We start from the raw sequence: 19,785 nt of genomic DNA, 5'->3' as shown, positions 1-19,785 counted from the left end.
GAAAGACAGACCCGCCACCGGCGATACCCGGCCCCGGACCGATGCGCCCACCCGCCGGTGGCGGCGACGCTGTCCGGGTCACCACGCAGCCACTGGAGGAACGATGACATCCCACGCCCCGCCGGAGACCAGCCACGCCGCGGTCGCCGCGGTCGATCTGGTGAAGGTGTACGGCAGCGGCGACACCGCCGTCCGTGCCCTGGACGGGGTCTCGGTCGGCTTCGGCCGGGCCGAGTTCACCGCGATCATGGGCTCGTCCGGGTCCGGCAAGTCGACACTGATGCACTGCCTCGCCGGTCTCGACACTGCGACCTCCGGTCGCGTACTGCTCGGCGGCACGGAGCTGACCGGCCAGTCGGACCGGACGCTGACCCGGGTACGCCGGGAGCGGATCGGATTCGTCTTCCAGTCCTTCAACCTGCTGCCGCAGCTCACCGCCGCGCAGAACATCACCCTGCCGCTGGACCTCGCCGGTCGGCAGCCCGACGCTGAACTCCTCGCGCACCTCGTGCGGGTGCTGGGCCTCGGCGACCGACTGAACCACCGGCCCAGCGAGCTGTCCGGCGGCCAGCAGCAGCGGGTCGCACTGGCCCGGGCGCTGGTGGCGCGGCCCGAGGTGGTCTTCGCCGACGAGCCGACCGGCAACCTCGACTCCCGTTCCGGCGCGGAGGTGCTCACCATCCTGCGCGACTCGGTACGCGACCTCGGCCAGACCGTCGTCATGGTCACTCACGACCCGATCGCCGCCGCGTACGCCGACCGGGTGGTGCTGCTCGCCGACGGGCGGCTGGCCGGCGAGATCGACAAGCCGAACCAGGTGTCGGTCACCGACGCGCTGCGTGATCTGGCGGCCCGCGCATGAGGGCGACAGTGCTGCGTACCCAGACGGCCGCCGCGGCCCGGCGGCCCGGCCGGCTGATCCTGACCGGCCTGGCGATCCTTGTCGCGTCGTTCGTCGTCTTCGGCACCGTGCTGGTGCAGCAGATCACCGAACGGACCGTGCGGGACAACCTCAGCGGCACCCCGGCGGTCACCGACCTGGTGATCGGGAGCCCCGACGCGCAGCCACCCACAGTGACGGACGTGCGGCAGATCCGGGCCGTGCCCGGTGTGGCCGAGGCGGTGGCCCGGGTGGCGACCGGGGTCTCCGTCGGCGAGGGCTACCTCAACCTCCGGTCCGATCCGGGCACCGGCCCGCTGAGCACGGTCCGGGTGATCGAGGGCAGCTACCCGGACCAGCCCGGCGAGATCGCGATCACGCCGCGCACCGCTGAACGGCTCGGGCTCTCGGTCGGCACCACCACCAGCGGTACGGGCGGTGAACTCACCACGCCCGCCCCACTCACCGTGACCGGCGTGGTGGACACCGCCGCCGACGCCGGCTACGACGCGTACGCCCCGGACAGTGCCGTGATCGCCTGGGCGCGCCTGACGGCCGTGGAGCGCGTCGACGTGCGGGTTGCGCCCGGCACCTCGACGGAGGACGTCCGCCAACGGGTGACCGCGGCGGTCGCCGGCCAGCCGATCCGCTCCGGCGCCGAGGTGCGCGAGGCCGAGGCCAACGCGGCGGCCGAGGAGGTCGGGAGGCTCTTCATCCTGGTCGGCATGTTCGTCTCCATCGCTGTCGTCGCGGCGGCGCTGGTGGTCACCTCGACCTTCCGCATCGTCTTCGCCCAGCGGATGCGGCAGCTCGCGCTGCTGCGGGCGGTCGGCGCGAGTCGGGGCACCCTGGTGGGGGCCCTGGTCACCGAGGGAGCCCTGACCGGGCTGGTCGCCGGCATCGTCGGGGTCGCCAGCGCCCTCACCCTCGGGTACGCGCTGCCGGCGATCCTGCGGGCCACCGGCCACGAGGTCTCCTCGCCGGGCCTGCCACTGGCGGCGGCGGTCACTGTGGTGATCGGCGCCGTTGTGATCACCGTGCTGGCCGTGCTGGCGCCGGCGCTCTCGGCCGCCCGGGTCTCCCCGCTGGAGGCGCTGCGGGCGGCGAGCGTCACCGCCGGCCGGCGCGGCATCGGCGTGCTGCGTCTGGTCTTCGGGCTGCTCCTGGCCGCCGGCGCGATCCTGGCGGCGGTCGGGACGATCAGCCAGTTGCCGAAGCCGGACCAGTCGAACTATGACCCGTCGATGCCACTGTTCCTGCTGGTCGGGTCCGGCGCGTTGGCGTTCTTCGCGCTGGTGGCCCTCGGTCCGCTGTTGGTGCGCCCGGTGCTGGCCGTGGTGGGTTGGCCGCTGCGCCAGCTCGGGCCGCTCGGGCGGATGTCGGTCGGCGGGATCGGCGGGGCGCCGCGCCGGGCCGCCGCGGTCTCCGTCGTGGTCGCGCTGGGCGTGACCCTGATCTCCGGGGTGGTCATCGGCGGCGCGTCGTTGCAGATCCTCGCCGACCGCGAGATGGCGCTGTCGGCCCCGACCGACTTCGAGGTCACCAGCAACGGTGGGACGCTCCCGCCGGCCGTCGTGAGCCGGGCCGAGGCGGCGCGCGGCGCGCTGGCGCGGGTGGTGCCGTACCGGATGGTCGGCGACGCCACGCTGCTGCGCGGCGCCGACAGGCTCGGCGACGTCGAGTCCGGTTATCCGACAAGCGACCTGGACCTGGCGGCATTGCCGACCACCGGTGACCTGGACGTGGCCCAGGGCACCCTGGCCGATCGGGGCCCCGGCCGGATCGTGCTCAACAGTTGGGTCGCGCGGGACGCGGGTCTGCGGGCCGGCGACACGGTCACGCTCGCCGTCGCCACAGCCACTGTCGACGTGCGGGTGGCAGCGGTCCTGCCCGGTGACGGGCCGCTGCACGCGGGCATCCTCGCCGATCCGGCGGACCTGGACCGGCTCGGTGTGCCGGCCGCGTACACCGGTCTGCTGGCCGACGCGGCAGGTGCTGGCGAGGACGGTCGCACCGCCGGTGTGCGGGCGCTGCGGCAGGCGATCGGCGGCAGCGACGGGGTGGGCCTCGCGGTGCTCGCCGACGAACGGGACCGCAACGACGCGTTGGTGCGCACCCTGGTCTGGATCGCTGGGGGTCTGGTCGGCCTGACCGTGCTGATCGCGGTCGTCGGCGTGGGCTCCACGACCGCGCTCTCGGTGGTCGAGCGGGTACGCGAGTCCGGCCTGCTCCGGGCGATCGGGCTGTCCCGGACCGGCCTGCGCACCATGCTGACCGTGGAGTCCGGCCTGTACGGGGTGATCGGCGCGACCATCGGCCTGGTGCTCGGCATCCCGTACGCCTGGTTGGCGGTCCAGACCCTCGGGATCCAGGCGCCGCTGACCGCGCCGCTGCTGCCGCTGGCCGGGCTCTTCGTGGTGCTGGTCGGGCTGACCGCGCTGGCCGGGGTGCTGCCGGCCCGTCGGGCATCGCGGGTCAGCCCGGTGGAGGCGCTGGGGGCCGACAACTGAGCACCGCCGTGGGGTGGCGCCGCGCATGCGACCCCACCCCACGGCGGCCTGGTCAGTTGGGGTTGTTGGCGTGGGTCAGCGTCTCCCAGGCGACGAAGAGGTTGTTGGTTCCGGCCGGACGTTGTTGCAGCGTGAGGGTCTGCGTGTTGGTCATGACGTTGCCCAACCGGGTGCTCATCGCGTTGAAGCCGACCTCGGTGATCGGGCCGAGGCCACGGGTGAGGCTGCCGCCACAGAGCCAGGACGGCGGCGCCTCACCGAGCTGGTAGCGCGAGTGGAACCCGAGCGCCTGACGCAGTCGCTCACCGACCTGTGGGTACAGGTCCCGTCCCTGGATCCGGGAGGTTTCCGCGACGTGCGAGATGGCGGAGATCCCGTACCCGGTGTGGACGAAGTCGCGGCAGGTCTCCTGGGCGAGGCCGGCGACGAAGGTGGACTGGCCCTGCCAGTACCCGATGATCTCCGCGCTGGTGTCCAGGCCGCTGCCGGGCATCGTGTACGGCAACGCGCCGTCGCTGGGCAGGTAGACGAAGGCCCGGGTGCGGTTGAGGAAGCGGGTGGCCGCCGCGTCGTAGGCGGACCGGTCCTCCAGGAACACCGCGATGCCGATCGTGGCCTCCATCATGGTCAGTTCCCAGTTGCCGTTGCTGTTCGAGCCGTTGCGCACCACCGGCAGGTAGACGTTGCGCAGCATGGTGGCGAAGCGGTTTGCGTTGGGCCAGCTGGTGTACGTGTACTTGATGATCTCGGCCGCCCGGGGCCAGACCGAGGCCGCCCAGCCGGTCTGCAGCGGAGCGTTGCTGCCGGTGTGCGCGGTGATCGTGGCCGACCACGCGTCCATGAGCTGGATCGACTTCTGCGCGTACCGGGCATCCCCGGTGAAATACCAGGCGAGCGCGTCGGTGTACGCGGCGATGGCGTCCTCCCGCTCGTCGGTGCAGCCGTTGTTCGGGTTGGAGTAGGAACCGCACTCGACCACCGAGCGGGGCGCCGGGGTGCGCGACAGGGAGGCGTAGCGGCTGCTCATCATCTGGTTGTAGGCCGCCGCCCACGGCTGCGCGCCGGCCTGCACGCGGCCCCGGACGAAGTCGAGCTGGCCTCGGCTGACCAGCACGCCGGGGTGGGTGAAACCACCCGACGACGGCGGCGGTGTGGTGCCGCCGCCGGTGGGCAGCGTCCACGCCTGGTTGGCGGTGCCGGTGCAGCTCCAGATCTGTAGCGGGGTGCCGTCGGCCGAGCTGGGGCCGGTCGCGTCGAGGCACTTGCCCGAGGTCGGGTTGACCAGTTGCCCGGCGCTGGGCGACCACTGCTGCGCCCCGGTGCCGTTGCAGTCGTAGATCTGCACCCGGGCACCGTTGGCGGTGCCGGCGGCGGCGATGTCGAGGCACTTGCCCAGCGCCCGGATCGTGCCGTCGTCGGCCACCGTCCACTGTTGCGCGGTGGAGCCGTTGCAGGTGAAGAGCTGGACCGGCGTGTTGTTTGCCGGGTTCGCGGCGGCCACGTCGACGCACTTGCCGCCGTACCCGGTGATGGCGCCCGTCGCGGCCGCTGTCGCGGGCGATGCGCCGACGATCAGGCCGGTCGGCACGGCGAGCAGGGCCGCGGCGAGCGCGGAGGTCAGTCTGATGCGGGGGTGGCGGGGCATGAGCCCGGCCAATCGTCGCGCCATGTGGGGGTCCTTCCGGGCGGCGAAACAACTGTAAAGTCTGTTAATCATTACAGTCATACACACCGATATCAATGTCTTCGTCGCCACGGATGCCGTTACGGGTGCATGGACGCACCCTTGAGCACCTTGTCCACCACGTTGCGCGGCGCGTGCAGCGGGAGCTGCTGGCCGCCGGGTCGAGCTGGCGCGTCGCCTGCTCCTCGCCGGGCAGCGGCCCGTCGAGGCCGCCGTCGCGGCCGGCTTCTTCGATTAGGCGCACCTGACCCGACACTTTCGGCGGTACCTGGGCGTCAGCCCGGCCCGCTACCCCGCCCGCAGCTGATCACAATCAGACGCGTTGGCCGCCGATGACGGAGAGCAGCCGCAGCTTCTCGTCGCTCGGCGAGCCGGGCACGGCGGTGAAGACCAACAGTGTCTGCGACTGGTCGGGGTCCACAAGCGTCTGGCAGTCCAGCTCCAACGCCCCGACCTCCGGGTGCACGAAGTGCTTGGGCGGGCAGTAGCCGGCCGGCACCGGATGCTCCCGCCACAGCCGCGCGAATTCCGGGCTCCGGGCCAGCAGTTCGTCGACGAGGGCTGCGGCCCGCGAGCCGCGCCCATCACGGGTGTACGACGCGTGCAGGTGCGCCACGAGCAGGCGACTCTGTGTCCGGTGGTCCTCCGTCGGGTGCAGCTGCCGTGCCGTCGGGTCGGTGAACCAGCGGTGGTGCGCGCTGCGCGCCAACCCGGTGTACCGCGTCTCGTCACCGAGCAGGGCGACGGCCGGCGCGGTCTGCGCCAGGGTCTCGCCGAGGTGGTTCACCACCTGGGCCGGGGTGTCGTGCATCCGGTCGAGGATCCGCATCATTCCCGGGTTCACGTGGTCGGCGCGCACCGCGCGATGCGGGACGGCGTGCCCGGCGAGCTGGAACAGGTGGTCGCGTTCGGAGAGGGAGAGCCGCAGGCCGCGAGCGAGAGCGGCGAGCATCTGCTCCGAGGGGTGCGGCCCGCGCTGCTGCTCCAACCGGCTGTAGTAGTCGGTGGACATCCCGCTCAACGTGGCGACTTCCTCGCGCCGGAGCCCTCCGGTGCGCCGGCGCGGGCCCCGGGGCAACCCGACATCCTCGGGTTGGAGCGCCTCGCGGCGGGTGCGCAGGAAGCTGGCGAGTTGGGCGCGGTCCACGGTGTCTCCGATCACTACGTGCCAGCGAGGGCCGGCCTGTTCACTGCAACAGGCCAGCCCGGGGGCGGTGTTCCGTTTCCCCAAGATCAGCGCTGGATTGACTTGGTCTCCAGGAACTCCTCCAGACCCATCCGACCGAACTCGCGGCCGTTGCCCGACTGCTTGTAGCCGCCGAACGGGGCGAGCGGGTTCCAGTGGCCGGCGTTCACGTCGACCTGACCCACGCGCAGCCGCCGGGCGATCGCCAGCGCGTGCTCCGGCTCACCGAAGACGCCGCTGGTCAGGCCGTACAGCGTGCCGTTGGCGATGGCCACGGCCTCCTCCTCGTCGGCGTAGGGGATGATCGTCAGTACCGGGCCGAAGATCTCCTCCTGGGCGATCGCGGAGGCCGGGTCGACGTCGGCGAAGATCGTCGGCTGGACGTAGGCCCCCACGGTCAGCCCCTCGGGCCGCTCCGGGCCGCCGAACACCAGCCGGGCGCCGTCGGCGATGCCCCGCTCGATGTAGCCGACGACCTTCTGCCGGTGGGTCTCGGACGCCATCGGGCCGATCCGGGTGGTCTCGTCGCCCGGGTCGCCGACGGTGTACTGCTTCGCGGCCGCGACGGCCAACGCCACGACTTCGTCCTGACGGGAGGCGGGCACCAGCATCCGTGGCCAGGCGCCGCAGACCTGGCCGCCGTTGCTGAACGCCATCATGAGACCCCGCTCGACAGCGGCGGGCAGGTCGGCGTCGTCGAGGATGATGTTCGCGCCCTTGCCGCCCAGCTCCAGCGCGACCCGCTTGACGGTCGCCGCGGCCACCGAGGAGATGCGCTGCCCGGCGCGGGTGGAGCCGGTGAACGAGATCATGTCGATGTCCGGGTGGGCGGAGATCGCCTCGCCGACGGTCGCGCCGGTGCCGTAGACGACGTTGAAGACACCAGCCGGTACGCCGGCCTCGGCGGCGACCTCGGCGAGGACGCGCGCGGTCAGCGGGGCGTTCTCGGACGGCTTGAAGACCATGGTGTTGCCGGCGAGCAGGGCCGGCGCCAGCTTGGAGACGATCTGCTGAAGTGGGAAGTTCCACGGCGTGATCGCGCCGACCACGCCGATCGGCTCGCGGACGATCAGCGAGTTGCCGACCTCCTCGGTCCAGGCGAAGTCGTCGGCCAGATCGGCGACTGACTCGACCACAGCGGCCGGGAACGCGACCTGGGCGGTCCGGGACATACCGATCGGAGAGCCCATCTCGGCGGTGATCGCCTGGGCGATCTCCTCCGTACGGGCGGCGAGGCCGGCGCCGAGGCGGCGCAGCACGTCCGCGCGGTGCTGCGGGGTGGTCGCCGACCAGGCCGGGAAGGCCGCTCGGGCGGCGGCGACGGCGCGGTCGACGTCGGCGGCGGTGCCGGCCGGGGTTTCGGCGACGACCTCGCCGGTGGCCGGGTTCACGACGGGGAGGGTGTCGGCGGAGCCGGTGACGGTCTCGCCACCGATCCAGTGGCCGGCGACGGTGTGGGTGGAAGGTGTCATGGACCGACAGTCGCACCGTGCCGGGACCCCAACCAGGTGCGGTTTATCCAGGGTTCCGCGATCCCTGGCTGGGGTCCGGCCCCTCAGAGCGTGAGGACGATCCGGCCGGCGGTGACGCCGGCGTCCTGCCGGGCCCAGGCGTCCGCGATGGCGTCGAAGGGCACGATCTCGTGGTCGACGGTGAGCCGGCCGGCCGCCGCGTGCCCCGCCACCACGGTCAGCGCCGCGGCCCGCTCGTCGGTCGACAACCCGTTGTTGGTGTAGCCGATCATCCGCAGCGCGCCGCTGCGCAGCACGGCCGACTCGATGGGCGCTGTCGCGCCGGCCGCGCTGCCCAGGTTGACCAGTCGCCCAGCCGGGCGCAGCACCCGCAGGGCCGCCGCGGCCGGGACACCGAAGACCGGGTCGAGGACGAGGTCGACAGGCCCGTCGGAGGCGTGGCGCAACCGGTCGGCCACCGACGTGACGTCGTCGTCGGGAAGCAGCGGGATGGCGACGGCGGCGCCCAACTCCTCGGCGCGGGCCCGAGCCGAGGCCGACCGGGCCACGGCGATGACGCGACGGGCGCCGCCGAGCAGGGCGAGTTGGACGGCGGCCTGGCCGACCACACCCCCGGCTCCGAGCACGACGACCTGGTCACCGGCCGCCAGGCCGCCGGCGTGGGTCAGCGCCGCGTGCGCGGCGACCGCGGAGAGACCGAGGGCCGCGAGCACTGTCAGCGGTACGCCGGCCGGCAGCGCCACCACGTCGGCGGTGGGCACCGTGACAGTGGTCGCCATGCTGCCATCGACACCGGACCGCATCCCGGCCGACGTGCCGAACCAGACCGGGGAGCCGTCGTCGAGCCGACCGACCCCCTGCACACCCGGCACGTACGGGGTGGTCGGCGTGCCGAAGTAGCTGGTGCCGCTGGCGCAGAGCACATCCAGCGGGGTGATCGGTACGGCCTCGACGGTGACCGCCACCTCGCCGTCGGCCGGCACGGGTTCCGGCCGCTCGGCGATCGTCGGTGCGGCTCCGCAGGTGCTGAGCACTGCCGCGCGGATCACGTCGCGATGTCCGGGTAGGGCATCGCGAAGTGGGCCAGCCGCGCGCCGTAGGACTTCTGGTATTCCAACGGTTCGGTGTTGTCCCGCTCGAAGAGGGCGATGAAGAGGGTCAGGGTGAGGAACGGGTGCGCGCCCAACTCGAAGAGCTTCACGTGGTCGTGGGTGACCAACGCCTCGCGCTCCACGTCGTCGAGGCGTAGCCAGGTGCTCGCCTCGCCGGTGTGGCAGTTGAGCACGGTGTTGGCGCGCTCGGCCTCCCACCAGGCAACCAGCTCGCGCGGCTCGCTGCGGTAGCGCTCGACCAGCTCCGGATCCCGGTCGACCATGAAGAGGAACTTGTTCAGCAGGTACTTGCTCACGCCGGCGCTCCGTTCGGGTACCAGGTGAAGTACGCCTCCATGGTGTGGAACAGGTCGAGGGTGTCGACGTAGTCGGCCTTCACGCCGGCACCGGCCACGCCCATCATCAGCATGAAGTCCATGAAGCCGTGGGTGGCGTTGCCCGGTGAGTGCAGGCTGTCCAGGGTGACCTCGCGCAGGCACTCGTCCAGGTCGCCGTTGGCGATCCACTCGACGGCCCGCTGATCGAACTCCGGATCCGGGCCGTGCGGGCCGAACTGCCGGGGGCCGCCCAGTTCCAGGGAGAGGTGACCGGTGCCGATGACGGCCACCCGCAGGTGCGACGGCCACGACTCGACGATGTCCCGGATGCTCTGACCGAGCTGGACGAAGCGCTTCGGCTGCGGCAGCGGTGGCGCGAAGATGTTCGTGTAGATCGGCACGATCGGCAGGTCGGCCTCGGGCCGCAGCGTGATGATCGGGCAGGTGATGCTGTGGTCGATGCGCAGCTCGTTGCTGAACGCGAGGTCGAAGCCGGCGTCGAGCCCGGCCCGCAGGATGTGCCCGGACAGGTCCTCCTGGCCCTTGAGCAGCATCCGGGGCAGCCCGAACTCGCGTTCCTCGTTGTACCAGTTGGCATCGTAGAAGGGTGCCTTGCCGACCAGGAACTGCGGCATGTTGTCCAGCCAGAGCTGGTGGAAGTGGTCGGAGCCGACCATCACCAGCACGTCGGGTCTGGCCCGGGTCAACGTCTCCCGGAACGCCAGGATCTTGCGGGTCCACTCGTCGGCGAACGGTGGTCGATCCTCTCCGGTGGCGGTGCTGGCCCGGTAGTAGAAGGGGTGGTGGGTGGAGGCGATGACCGCGACGATGGAGGCCATTCCCGCTCCTTTCGGGGGTGGACGAGGGGGATCAGGGTTCGTAGACGGCGTTGCGGTCGACGGTGCGGTAGATGTCCATCCCGAGCGGTCGTCGTCGCTCCTCGGCGAGGTGCCCGAGCAGCCCCGCCGCACGGGCCAGCAGGGCGAAACCGCGCAGCATCTCGACGGGGAGCCCGAGGTCGGCCAGGGCCGCGCCGCAGACTCCGGCGCCGTTGAGCGGCAGGGTGCGGCCGAGCACCTGCGGGTGTACGCGTCCGATCGCCTCGAACAGCAGCAGGTGCGGGCCGTGCAGATCCTCCTCGGTGGCGATCCGGATCAGCGCGGGTGTGCGCGGGTCCTGCTCCTTGTGCACGGGGTGCCCGAGCCCGGGGACCAGTCGACGCTCCCGCTTGGCCCGGGTGACCGCGTCGAGCGCCACCGCGTCGTAGTCGGTCACCTCGCCGGCCTGGGCGAGCGTGTCGGCGAGGAAGCGTCCACAGTCCTCGGTGACACCGAGGAAGCGGGAGCCGCCGCCGAGCAGGCCGGCGGCGAGCGCGCCCTGCAACGACTCGGGCGCGGACAGGTACGTCAGTCGCGCCGCGATCGCCGTCGGGGTGAAGCCGTGGTCGGCGAGTGCCACCAGCACCGCCTCGAAGACCCGCACCTCGCCCGGGGTGGGGCGGCGGCCGGCGACCAGCCAGTACGCCAGCTCACCGAAGCCCACAGTGCCCATCAGGTCGGCGGCCAGGTCCTGCCCGAGCAGGGAGATGCTGGTCGGGTCGGAGGTGCCGATCCCGGTCGGGAAGCTCAGTTCCTCAGCCACGCGCGGATCTCCTCGCCGTGTTCGTCGAGCCCGGGCGGCGGCAGCTCATACCGGGCCGGGGTGTCGGAGAAGGTGATGGGGTTGCGGACACCGGGCACGTCGCCGACGGTGACGACCGGGTCGAGCCCCAGCTCCTCGGCGAGCGCCACACCGCCGTCGATGGTGTTGATCGGCGCGCACGGGACGCCGGCGGCGAGCAGGTCACGGAACCACTCGTCAGTGGTCCGCTTGGCGAGGCGTTCGACCAGCAGGGGCCGTAGCTGTTCGCGGTTGGCCGTGCGGTCCTGGTTGCGCCCGAAACGGCTGTCGTCCGGCAGGCCGGGCAGGTCGAGCACCTGGCAGAGCTTGCGGAACTGCCCGTCGTTGCCGGCGATGACGATCAGCTCGCCGTCGGCGGTGGGCAGTGGCTCGTACGGGAAGAGGCTGGGGTGCGCGTTGCCCATCCGGAACGGGACGGTGCCGCCGGCGACGTAGCCACTGGAGTGGTTGACCAACCCGGACAGCGCCGAGCTGAGCAGGTTGACCTCGACGTGCTGACCTCGGCCGGTCTCGCCCCGGTGGTGCAGCGCGGCGAGGATGCCGATGCTCGCGTGCAGCCCGGCCATCACGTCGAAGACGGAGATCCCGGCCCGGTACGGCGAGCCGTCCGGGTCGCCGGTGAGGCTCATCAGGCCCGAGATGGCCTGCACCATGAGGTCGTAGCCGGGGAAGTCGGCACCGGCGCCGGTGCCGAAGCCGCTGATGCTCGCGTACACGATCTTCTCGTTGTTCGCGGTGACGGTGTCGTAGTCGAGGCCGAACCGGGCGAGGCCACCGGGCCGGAAGTTCTCGATCAGCACGTCGGCGCGGCGGGCCAGCTCCTGCGCGGCGGCCAGGTCGTCGGCCTTCTTGAGGTCCAGTGCGATCGACCGCTTGTTGCGGTTGATGCCGAGGTAGTACGTCGAGACCCCGTCGCGGGTGGGCGGCATCCAGGTGCGGGTGTCGTCGCCACCGGCGCTCTCCACTTTGATCACCTGGGCGCCCAGGTCGGCCAGGAGCATCGTCGCGTACGGCCCGGCGAGGATCCGGGAGAAGTCCGCGACGAGCAGGCCAGCCAGTGGGCCTGTCGAATGCTGCACCATGTTTCCGCCCGTTCTGCGGACACCCGTCCGCCCGGACAGCTTGCGATACCGCACCAGGCGTGTCAACGGTTCGTTTGTTGCGCGGAACCACACTCTTGACACCAATGGTGACCGGGACCACACTTGCGCCACTCGGGCTGGCCGCACAGCGGACAACGGTCCGGATCCCCCTCGTACCCCGAAAGGAATGGGTGGCGATGAGCGCAACCGACCGGCCGGTGGTCTTTCGTAACGGCCTGGTTCTCACCATGGACGACGCGCACACGGTGCTGCCCGGCGCCGACGTGCTGGTCATCGGCGGCCGGATAGCGGAGGTCGGCGTCGGCCTCACCGCACCCGACGACGCCCTGGAGATCGACGCCACCGACGGCATCCTCATGCCCGGCATGGTCGACACCCACCGGCACCTGTGGCAGACCGCGATGCGCGGGTACGGCGCCGACTGGACCCTCACCCAGTACTTCGTCTGGTACTACCTCGAGTCGGGCAAGCTGTTCCGGCCCGAGGACGTCTACGCCGGTAACCTGCTCGGGGCCATCGAGGCGATCGACGCGGGTGTCACCACCACAGTCGACTGGTCGCACGGGTTGCAGACGCCCGAACACGCCGACGCCGCCGTGGACGCCCTGGAGGCGGTGGACGGGCGGTTCGTGCTCGCCTACGGCAACATCCAGCAGGGGCCGTGGGAGTGGGCCACCTCGCCGGAGTTCCGCGACTTCCACCGCCGCCGGATCGACGGCGGCAGGTTGGCCGGCTTCCAGCTGGCGTTCGACGTCACCGGTGACCCCGCCTTCCCCGAGCGGGCCGCGTTCGAGGTGGCCCGGGAGTTGGGCATCGCGGTGACCACCCACGCGGGCGTGTGGGGCGCCACCAACGACGACGGCATCCGGCTCATGCACGAGAACGGTTTCATGACCCCGTCGACCGTGTACGTGCACGCGGCGACGCTCACCCAGGACTCGTACAACCGGATCGCCGCGACCGGCGGCTCGGTCTCCGTCTCGACCGAGAGTGAGCAGAGCGCCGGCCAGGGTTACCCACCCACCTGGCAGCTGCGCCACCACGACATCCCGGTGTCGCTGTCGATGGACACCAGCGTGTGGTGGAGCGGTGACCTCTTCTCCGCGATGCGGAGCACGCTCGGCGCGGACCGCTCCCGCGAGCACCTGGAGGCGCACGCCAAGCAGGAAACCATCACGCACTGCCACCTGCGCGCCGAACAGGTCGTCGAGTGGGCCACCCGAGGCGGCGCCCGCGCCCTCGGCATGGACGCCACGATCGGCGCCCTCACCCCCGGCCGGCAGGCCGACGTCGTCCTGATCAAGAACGACGCCTCGCCGGTGATGTTCCCGATCCTGAACCCGCACGGTCACGTCGTCTTCCAGGCCCAACGTGCCGACGTGCACACCGTGCTGGTGGGCGGCCGGGTCGTGAAGCGCGACGGCCGCCTCGTCGACGTCGACCTCGCCGCCGCACGGGCCAACGTGGCGGCGACCATCGACCACCTGCGCGAGACGATGGGGGAGGAGGCGTGGCAGCGGGGCATGAACCCGGAGATCCCCGAAACCGCGATCCTGGAGAACCCGTACCAGTACACCGAGTGGGACGCCGGGTCGGCGCAATGGAAGCATTGAGGAATGAGTGACAACGGAAGGGGCGCCGGGCCCGACTTCATCGAGGCTCTCGCCCGTGGCCTCGACGTCCTGCGCTCCTTCCGTCCCGCCTGCCCCTCCATGACGCTCAGCGAGATCGCCGCCGCCACCGGCCTGGCCCGCCCCACCGTCCGGCGCATCCTCATCACGCTCGAATCGTTGGGCTACGTCCGCGCGGTCGGCCGCGGCCACACCCTCACCCCGCGTGTCCTGGAGCTGGGAATGGCGTACGTCAACGCGCTGAACATGTGGGACGTGGCCCGACCACACATGGAGAAGCTCGTCGCCCAGACCAACGAGTCGACCTCGATGGCCCAGCTCGACGGCAGCGACATCGTCTACGTGGCCCGGGTGGCCGTCCCCAAGATCGTCACCCTGGGCGTCACCATCGGCACCCGCTTCCCGGCGCCCGCGACCTCGATGGGCAAGGTGCTGCTCGCGGCCCTCCCACCGGACACGCTGGAGGCCGTCCTCGCCGAGCCCAGCCGCTCCGGCATCACGCCGCGCTGGCAGCCCGCCCCGGGCGAACTCGACGCCGTGCTGCGCGAGGTCCGGGCCAAGGGCTGGGCACTCGCCGACCAGGACCTGGCTCCGGGAATCCGGTCCGTCGCCACCGGCGTACGCGACGGCGACGGGCGGGTCGTCGCCGCCATCAACGTGACAGTGCACGCCGCCGAAACCTCGCTGGAGGCCCTGCGCGAGGAGCACCTTCCGAAGCTGCTGCGCGCGGCCGCCGACATCGGGCACGACTGGGCGCTCACCGCCGCCGTCCCGGTGGTCACGGCCTAGACGTACGTCGGGTTGGCCGGGGCCCGCGGATCGTTCGGGGCAACGCCGACACCCGACCCGATGTCATAGTGCCGCGATGAAGGCAGACCTGCACAGTTACTTGACGGGCGGCCGCGAGTCGCTGCTGTGGAAGCTCGACGGGCTTGGCGAATACGACATTCGGCGTCCGTTGACCCCGACCGCGACCAACTTGCTCGGTCTGGTGAAGCACTCGGCAGCCATGGAGATCCTCTACTTCGGCGTCGTGTTCGGCCGACCGTTCGAGCAGGAGTTGCCGTTTGTCGGCGACGGGGCGGAGACCAATGCCGACATGTGGGCGAGCGCGGATGAGACCCGCGAGGAGATCGTCGCACTGTACCGTCGCGCGATCGCCCACGCCGACACCACAATCGAAGCGCTTGCGCTGGATGAGGTGGGCCACGTGCCGTGGTGGGGCGATGCAGCTGTCACGTTGCACCGTGTCCTGGTCCACGTCATCGCGGAAACCCAACGGCACGCCGGCCATGCTGACATCGTGCGCGAACTCATCGACGGCACGGCCGGGCTGCTGCCCAGGAACGACAACCTGCCCCCCGTGGGCGAGTCATGGTGGCTGGACTACCGCCAGCGAGTGGAGCAGGCTGCCCTCGACGCCAGCAAGCGCAGCAGCTAGTTCGCTGCCGGTCATGGCAGCCAGATCGCCGGTCTGGCGCCTGGGCCGGGGGCTGCCGCGGATCGATCATGATAGCTGAAAGTGTCGTACACCTGTTCTAGGGTCAGCTCATGGTCGGGGAGTTGACGCAGGCAGAGGGCTCCATCGCGGCCTGCGCCGACACGGCCACCTGGGCACTGCCCGAGGGCGAGCTGATCGCCGCGCTCGACACCGCGCACCGCATCGAGCAGCGTCTCGCCGCGGTGAAGCTGGCCCTGATCCGTGAGCTCGACGGCCGAGGCACCGCCACCACGCAGGGTGCCTCCTCCACCGCGGTGTGGCTCCGCGAACGGTTACGCCTCACCATCCCGGCCGCCCGCCGCCTCGTCGACCTCGCCGCCGTCCTGGATTCCGGCAACCCCGGCGTACGCCAGGCGCTGGCCGATGGTCACATCAGCGTCGACCAGGCCCGGGTCATCGCCGACACGGTCGACACCGTGCAGACCGCCGCCGGCCCCGAGGCCGCCGACAAATCCCTCGGCGTGCTCGTCGAGTGGGCTGGGCAATTCGATCCCACCCTCCTCCGCAGACTCAGCACCCGCATCCTCGACCACGTCGCACCCGACATCGCCGACGCCGCCGCCAAAGCCACCCTGGACGCCGAAGCCCGCCGCGCCAACCGCGACCGTCACCTCACCCTCTCCACCCTCACCGACGGTCGCCTGCGACTCACCGGCATCCTCGACACCGAGACCGCCGGGCTGCTCCGCGCCGCCATCGACCCACTGAGCGCACCCTCGGGCCCTGATGACCAGCGCTCTCCCGGGCAGCGCCGGCACGACGCACTCAGTGACGTGTGCCGCCTTTCCCTGCGCGGCGGCGAGCTGCCCGAGCACGGCGGTGATCCCGCGCAGATCGTCGTCACCACCAGCTACGACGGGCTGACCCGGCAACTGGGCGGCGGCGCCCTCGACACCGGCCTGCACCTCGCCCCCGAGACCGTGCGCCGCCTCGCCTGCGACGCCGCCATCCTTCCCGCCGTCCTCAGCGGAGCCGGCCAACCACTCGACGTCGGGCGACAACGTCGTCTCATCACCGGCTCTCTCCGGCGAGCCCTGGTGTTGCGCGATCGTGGCTGCGCCTTCCCGGGCTGCGACCGACCCCCGCGCTGGTGCGACGCCCACCACATCCACCACTGGGCCGACGGCGGCGACACCAGCCTCACCAACGCCGTCCTGCTCTGCGGCCACCACCACCGGCACCTGCACCACAGCGACTGGGACGTGCGACTGGCGGGCGACGGCCACCCCGAATTCGTGCCACCGGCCTGGCTCGACCCCGAACAGGTCCCCCGCCGCAACCACTACCACCGACGAACGTGAGCACCACCAGCACACAACGCCGCACAGCCGACCCCTGGCCCTCGCCGGGCTGATCCGGACCGCCCCCTCTCGCCGGTGGTTCTGTTGTCCTATCGCCACCCCGACGAGCGGCTGTAAATGGACGGCCGTTCGGATCTGCGGCCGGGCGGTCACGAAATCCGGCGGCGAATCGTCACAGCTGGCGGTTAGTCTGCCTCCGCGCGTCGCTGCCCCGGCACGTCGCGCCCCGCGCCCGGTAGGCGCGGCATCGCCGCCACCGCCCACCATCGGCCGGCTCAATCGACTTCAGGAGAGTTAGTGACACAGCAATCCATCGCGACATCGGACAAACTCGACGGTGCGGTGCTCAAGGTGGCGGGCGTCGTCGTCCTTGGCGCGATCATGTCGATCCTCGACGTGACGGTGGTCAGCGTGGCGCTGCCCACATTCCAGAACGAGTTCGACGCGTCCTACGCCCGCGTCGCCTGGACCATGACCGCCTACACCCTCGCTCTCGCCACCGTGATCCCACTCAGCGGGTGGGCGGCGGACCGGTTCGGCACCAAACGTCTCTACATGGTGGCGCTGGCCCTGTTCACGATCGGGTCGGGGCTCTGCGCCATGGCCGACACGATCGGCGAGCTGATCGGCTACCGGGTCCTGCAGGGCCTCGGTGGCGGCATGCTCATGCCGCTGGGCATGACCATCATGACCCGGGCGGCCGGGCCGCACCGGATCGGCCGGTTGATGGCAGTCCTCGGCATCCCGATGCTGCTGGGGCCGATCGGCGGCCCGATCCTCGGTGGCTGGCTGATCGACACCGCGAGCTGGCACTGGATCTTCCTGATCAACCTGCCGATCGGCGTGATCGCCCTGATCTACGCGCAGTTCGCGCTGCCGAAGGACGCGCCCGAGCCGTCCGAGTCGTTCGACTTCGTCGGCATGCTCATGCTCTCCCCGGGTCTCGCCCTCTTCCTCTACGGCGTGTCGTCCCTGCCGGAGGCGGGCACCTTCGCCGAGGCCAAGGTCTGGGCCCCGATGCTGGTCGGCGGCGCGCTGGTGGTGGCGTTCGTGCTCTACTCGTTCAAGCCCCGGCACCCGCTGCTCGACCTGCGGCTGTTCCGGAACCGCAGCCTGACCATCGCGTCGGTGACGATGTTCGTGTTCATCATCGCGTTCATGGGCGCCGGCCTGCTGTTCCCGAGCTACTTCCTGCAGGTGCGCGGCGAGTCGACGCTGGCCGCCGGTCTGCTGATGGCCCCGCAGGGCATCGGCGCGATGATCACCATGCCGATCGCGGGCACGCTCGCCGACCGGGTGCCGATCGGACGTACCGTCCCGTTCGCGTTGGGGCTCATCGTCATCGGGTTCTTCGGGTTCACCCAGGTCGACCCGCAGACGTCGTACTGGCTGCTCGGCGGTTCGCTGTTCGTGATGGGCCTCGGCATGGGCGGCACGATGATGCCGATCATGACGTCGGCCCTGCGGACGTTGTCGGCCAACGACGTGGCCCGCGGCTCGACGCTTGTCAACATCCTCCAGCAGATCGGCGGGTCGGTCGGCGCCGCCGTGATGTCGGTGATCCTCACCAACGAGCTGAACGGCTCCCGGCCGATCCCCGGCCTGGTGGACGAGAGCGGCAAGCCGATCACCGAGGCCGGGCTGGCCATCGCCTCCCAGCAGCGGCCGGAGCTGCTTCAGCAGATGCCGGTGGACCCGTCGCTCATCGAGCGCGGGCTCGACTTCGCCGCCAAGTCGTTCGCCAGCACGTTCTGGGTCGCGTTCGCGCTGGTCGTGCTCACGCTCATCCCGGCGGTGTTCCTGCCGCGCCGACGTCAGCCGGCGCAGCTCGACGACCCGCAGGGCGAGCAGGTCAGGACGCCCGTCGTCATCCACTGACCGACCCCGCCGCGCCCGGCACCTCCTGAGGTGTTGGGCGCGGCGGGTACGGCGTCAGCGCAACGGACCGTCGCCGGGCCCGTCCGGGTCCTCGACCACGTGGATCGCCGCCTCCTCCGCGCTGGCGGCACCCGCGTCGATCCCGGCGTCCCACGCCACAGCCTCGTCCTCGTCGTCCTCGCGGACACCCTCGTCGTAGGCGACGAGACGGCCGGCGCGTGCCTCCGCCTCGTACCCCCGGCGGGTCAGCTCGTCCTCGTCGTCGCCACCCTCGGCGTACGGGTCGACATCCGGCACCTCCTGGGCCAGGTGTTGTGCCAGGGACTCGCCCGCCCGCTCCTCGGCGGGCGTGGTGCCGAACCGGTTTGCCGCCGTCCAGTGGTCCTCGGCGATGATGCCGGTGTCGAGGGGGTCGCCGACCCGGTCGTCGTCGAGGGTGTCGGAGGCGTCCAGGACACCGTCGTCCTCGGCCACGTTCCACTCGTCGACGGAATCGATCCGTTCGGTCTGGCTCACGGCGGTCTCCTCTTCGTCACGGTGCAGCAAAGTGCCCAGCCTATGACCGTGTAACGCGACAGCGCCCCGAGGTCTGCCCGCTGTGACGAACGGCCCTCGAGGCGCGCTGTGCCGTGCTGGGTTACCGCTTCAGCAGCTCCGCCACGGCGTCGGTGAACTCCACCGGCTGCTCGATGTGCGCGAAGTGTCCGCTTCGCTCCAGCGTCACCAGCCGCGAGTCCGCAAGCCCCGCGTGCAGCTGTTCGGCCCAGCGGGGGCCGCAGATGAAGTCGTACGCCCCGACGATCACCACGACGGGCACGGTGATCTCAGCCAGGTCGTCCCGTACGTCGAAGGGCGTCGGGTCCTGCGCTCCGGCCGGCGCCGACCAGATCCGGACGGCCGCCTGAAACCTGGCGAACTCGTCCTGTCGAGCCCAGAAGTCCGCGAAGTACACCGGCAGGGCGGCGCGCAGAGCGGCCCCCAACGACTCGTCGTCAGTCGCGCCGCCGATCTGCCCGAAGGCAGCCGGGACCGCTGCCGCCTCCGGCCGGTCCGGGTGCCGCTGCGGGTAGGCGGCGAGGCCGGCCATGGCCTCGGCCCAGAACTCGGCGCCGGTGACGGGTGAGGTGTCGTACAGGGCGAGGCCGGCGATCCGGTCCGGGTGCGCCAGCGCGTACCGCTGGACGACGAACCCGCCGTGCGAGTGCCCGAGGAGGTACACCCGGGGTGCGCCGAGGTGCTCGACGACGGCGTGCAGGAACCGGACATACGTGTCGAGACGATAGTCGCCGGGGTTGTCGAGCTGCCCCGACGCGCCCGTGCCCACCGGCTCGACGTAGACCATCGTGAAGTGCGCCTCCAGGCTGGGCGTCCGCAGGTACGCCCACTCGATGCCCGGGCCGCCGGAGTGCGCCACGCAGACCGGGCCGGTGCCGGCGACGTGGTAGACCTGCCGAACGCCATCGACGGTGAACGTGTGGGCGCCGGGTGCGAGGGCGCTGACGTCGTGGCTGGTGGAACCCATGAACTATC

At 71.3% G+C, this 19,785-nt stretch carries 17 protein-coding genes; 7 read left to right on the top strand and 10 right to left on the bottom strand.

Annotation, left to right across the window (positions count from 1 at the left end):
* Positions 1–103 precede the first annotated feature (103 nt).
* The gene (locus KBX71_RS18090) at positions 104–862 is read left to right on the top strand and encodes an ABC transporter ATP-binding protein (protein ID WP_210819174.1); all 759 of its coding nucleotides are present in this window, start codon (positions 104–106) and stop codon (positions 860–862) included.
* 8 nt (positions 863–870) lie between these two features.
* Positions 871–3,390, top strand: a complete 2,520-nt coding sequence (locus KBX71_RS18085; RefSeq protein WP_307847142.1) for an ABC transporter permease — start codon at positions 871–873, stop codon at positions 3,388–3,390.
* Between the two features lie 52 nt (positions 3,391–3,442).
* Here the strand turns inward: KBX71_RS18085 and KBX71_RS18080 are convergent, their stop codons facing one another.
* The 8 genes from KBX71_RS18080 to KBX71_RS18040 all read right to left on the bottom strand — a co-directional run bounded on the left by KBX71_RS18080 (position 3,443) and on the right by KBX71_RS18040 (position 11,923).
* Positions 3,443–5,059, bottom strand: a complete 1,617-nt coding sequence (locus KBX71_RS18080) for a ricin-type beta-trefoil lectin domain protein (RefSeq protein ID WP_247683684.1) — start codon at positions 5,057–5,059, stop codon at positions 3,443–3,445.
* Between the two features lie 328 nt (positions 5,060–5,387).
* A complete protein-coding gene (locus tag KBX71_RS18070) occupies positions 5,388–6,221 on the bottom strand; it encodes a helix-turn-helix transcriptional regulator (protein ID WP_210819172.1) in 834 nt (277 codons plus the stop codon).
* A gap of 86 nt (positions 6,222–6,307) precedes the next feature.
* Entirely contained in the window at positions 6,308–7,732 is a 1,425-nt protein-coding gene (locus tag KBX71_RS18065) for an aldehyde dehydrogenase family protein (RefSeq protein WP_210819171.1), read from the bottom strand.
* An 83-nt stretch (positions 7,733–7,815) separates the two neighbouring features.
* Positions 7,816–8,781 (bottom strand): zinc-binding alcohol dehydrogenase family protein, encoded by a 966-nt coding sequence (locus tag KBX71_RS18060; protein WP_210819170.1) that lies wholly within the window; start codon positions 8,779–8,781, stop codon positions 7,816–7,818.
* Entirely contained in the window at positions 8,778–9,140 is a 363-nt protein-coding gene (locus KBX71_RS18055) for a hypothetical protein (protein WP_210819169.1), read from the bottom strand. Before KBX71_RS18055 ends, KBX71_RS18060 begins: the two co-directional genes overlap by 4 nt.
* Complete coding sequence (locus tag KBX71_RS18050) at positions 9,137–10,000, bottom strand: extradiol ring-cleavage dioxygenase (RefSeq protein ID WP_210819168.1); 864 nt, start codon at positions 9,998–10,000, stop codon at positions 9,137–9,139. Before KBX71_RS18050 ends, KBX71_RS18055 begins: the two co-directional genes overlap by 4 nt.
* A 31-nt stretch (positions 10,001–10,031) precedes the next feature.
* Complete coding sequence (locus tag KBX71_RS18045; RefSeq protein ID WP_210819167.1) at positions 10,032–10,802, bottom strand: citryl-CoA lyase; 771 nt, start codon at positions 10,800–10,802, stop codon at positions 10,032–10,034.
* Positions 10,787–11,923: a CaiB/BaiF CoA-transferase family protein gene (locus KBX71_RS18040; RefSeq protein WP_210819166.1), complete on the bottom strand. Its 1,137-nt coding sequence runs from the start codon at positions 11,921–11,923 to the stop codon at positions 10,787–10,789. The genes KBX71_RS18045 and KBX71_RS18040 overlap by 16 nt, the downstream gene beginning before the upstream one ends.
* Positions 11,924–12,120: 197 nt before the next feature.
* Here KBX71_RS18040 and KBX71_RS18035 point away from each other — a divergent pair, with 197 nt between their 5' ends.
* The 5 genes from KBX71_RS18035 to KBX71_RS18015 all read left to right on the top strand — a co-directional run bounded on the left by KBX71_RS18035 (position 12,121) and on the right by KBX71_RS18015 (position 18,255).
* Positions 12,121–13,557 carry an amidohydrolase family protein gene (locus KBX71_RS18035; protein WP_210819165.1) on the top strand — a complete coding sequence of 479 codons (1,437 nt, stop codon included), beginning with the start codon at positions 12,121–12,123 and terminating at the stop codon, positions 13,555–13,557.
* Positions 13,558–13,560: 3 nt separating this feature from the next.
* A complete protein-coding gene (locus tag KBX71_RS18030; RefSeq protein WP_210819164.1) occupies positions 13,561–14,364 on the top strand; it encodes an IclR family transcriptional regulator C-terminal domain-containing protein in 804 nt (267 codons plus the stop codon).
* 76 nt (positions 14,365–14,440) lie between these two features.
* Positions 14,441–15,016, top strand: a complete 576-nt coding sequence (locus KBX71_RS18025) for a DinB family protein (protein ID WP_210819163.1) — start codon at positions 14,441–14,443, stop codon at positions 15,014–15,016.
* A 110-nt stretch (positions 15,017–15,126) separates the two neighbouring features.
* On the top strand, positions 15,127–16,377 hold the full coding sequence (locus KBX71_RS18020; protein WP_210819162.1) for an HNH endonuclease signature motif containing protein: 1,251 nt from the start codon (positions 15,127–15,129) through the stop codon (positions 16,375–16,377).
* 297 nt (positions 16,378–16,674) lie between these two features.
* Complete coding sequence (locus KBX71_RS18015; RefSeq protein ID WP_210819161.1) at positions 16,675–18,255, top strand: DHA2 family efflux MFS transporter permease subunit; 1,581 nt, start codon at positions 16,675–16,677, stop codon at positions 18,253–18,255.
* A gap of 54 nt (positions 18,256–18,309) precedes the next feature.
* Here KBX71_RS18015 and KBX71_RS18010 read toward each other — a convergent pair whose 3' ends face one another.
* Positions 18,310–18,771: a DUF5709 domain-containing protein gene (locus KBX71_RS18010; RefSeq protein ID WP_210819160.1), complete on the bottom strand. Its 462-nt coding sequence runs from the start codon at positions 18,769–18,771 to the stop codon at positions 18,310–18,312.
* Between the two features lie 121 nt (positions 18,772–18,892).
* A complete protein-coding gene (locus KBX71_RS18005; protein ID WP_210819159.1) occupies positions 18,893–19,777 on the bottom strand; it encodes an alpha/beta fold hydrolase in 885 nt (294 codons plus the stop codon).
* Positions 19,778–19,785: the final 8 nt, after the last annotated feature.

It is taken from the genome of Micromonospora sp. D93, from assembly GCF_018070365.1.
Taxonomy (GTDB): domain Bacteria; phylum Actinomycetota; class Actinomycetes; order Mycobacteriales; family Micromonosporaceae; genus Micromonospora; species Micromonospora ureilytica.
Note: the sequence above shows the minus strand (reverse complement) of the source record. Positions and strands in the feature narration are given on the sequence as shown.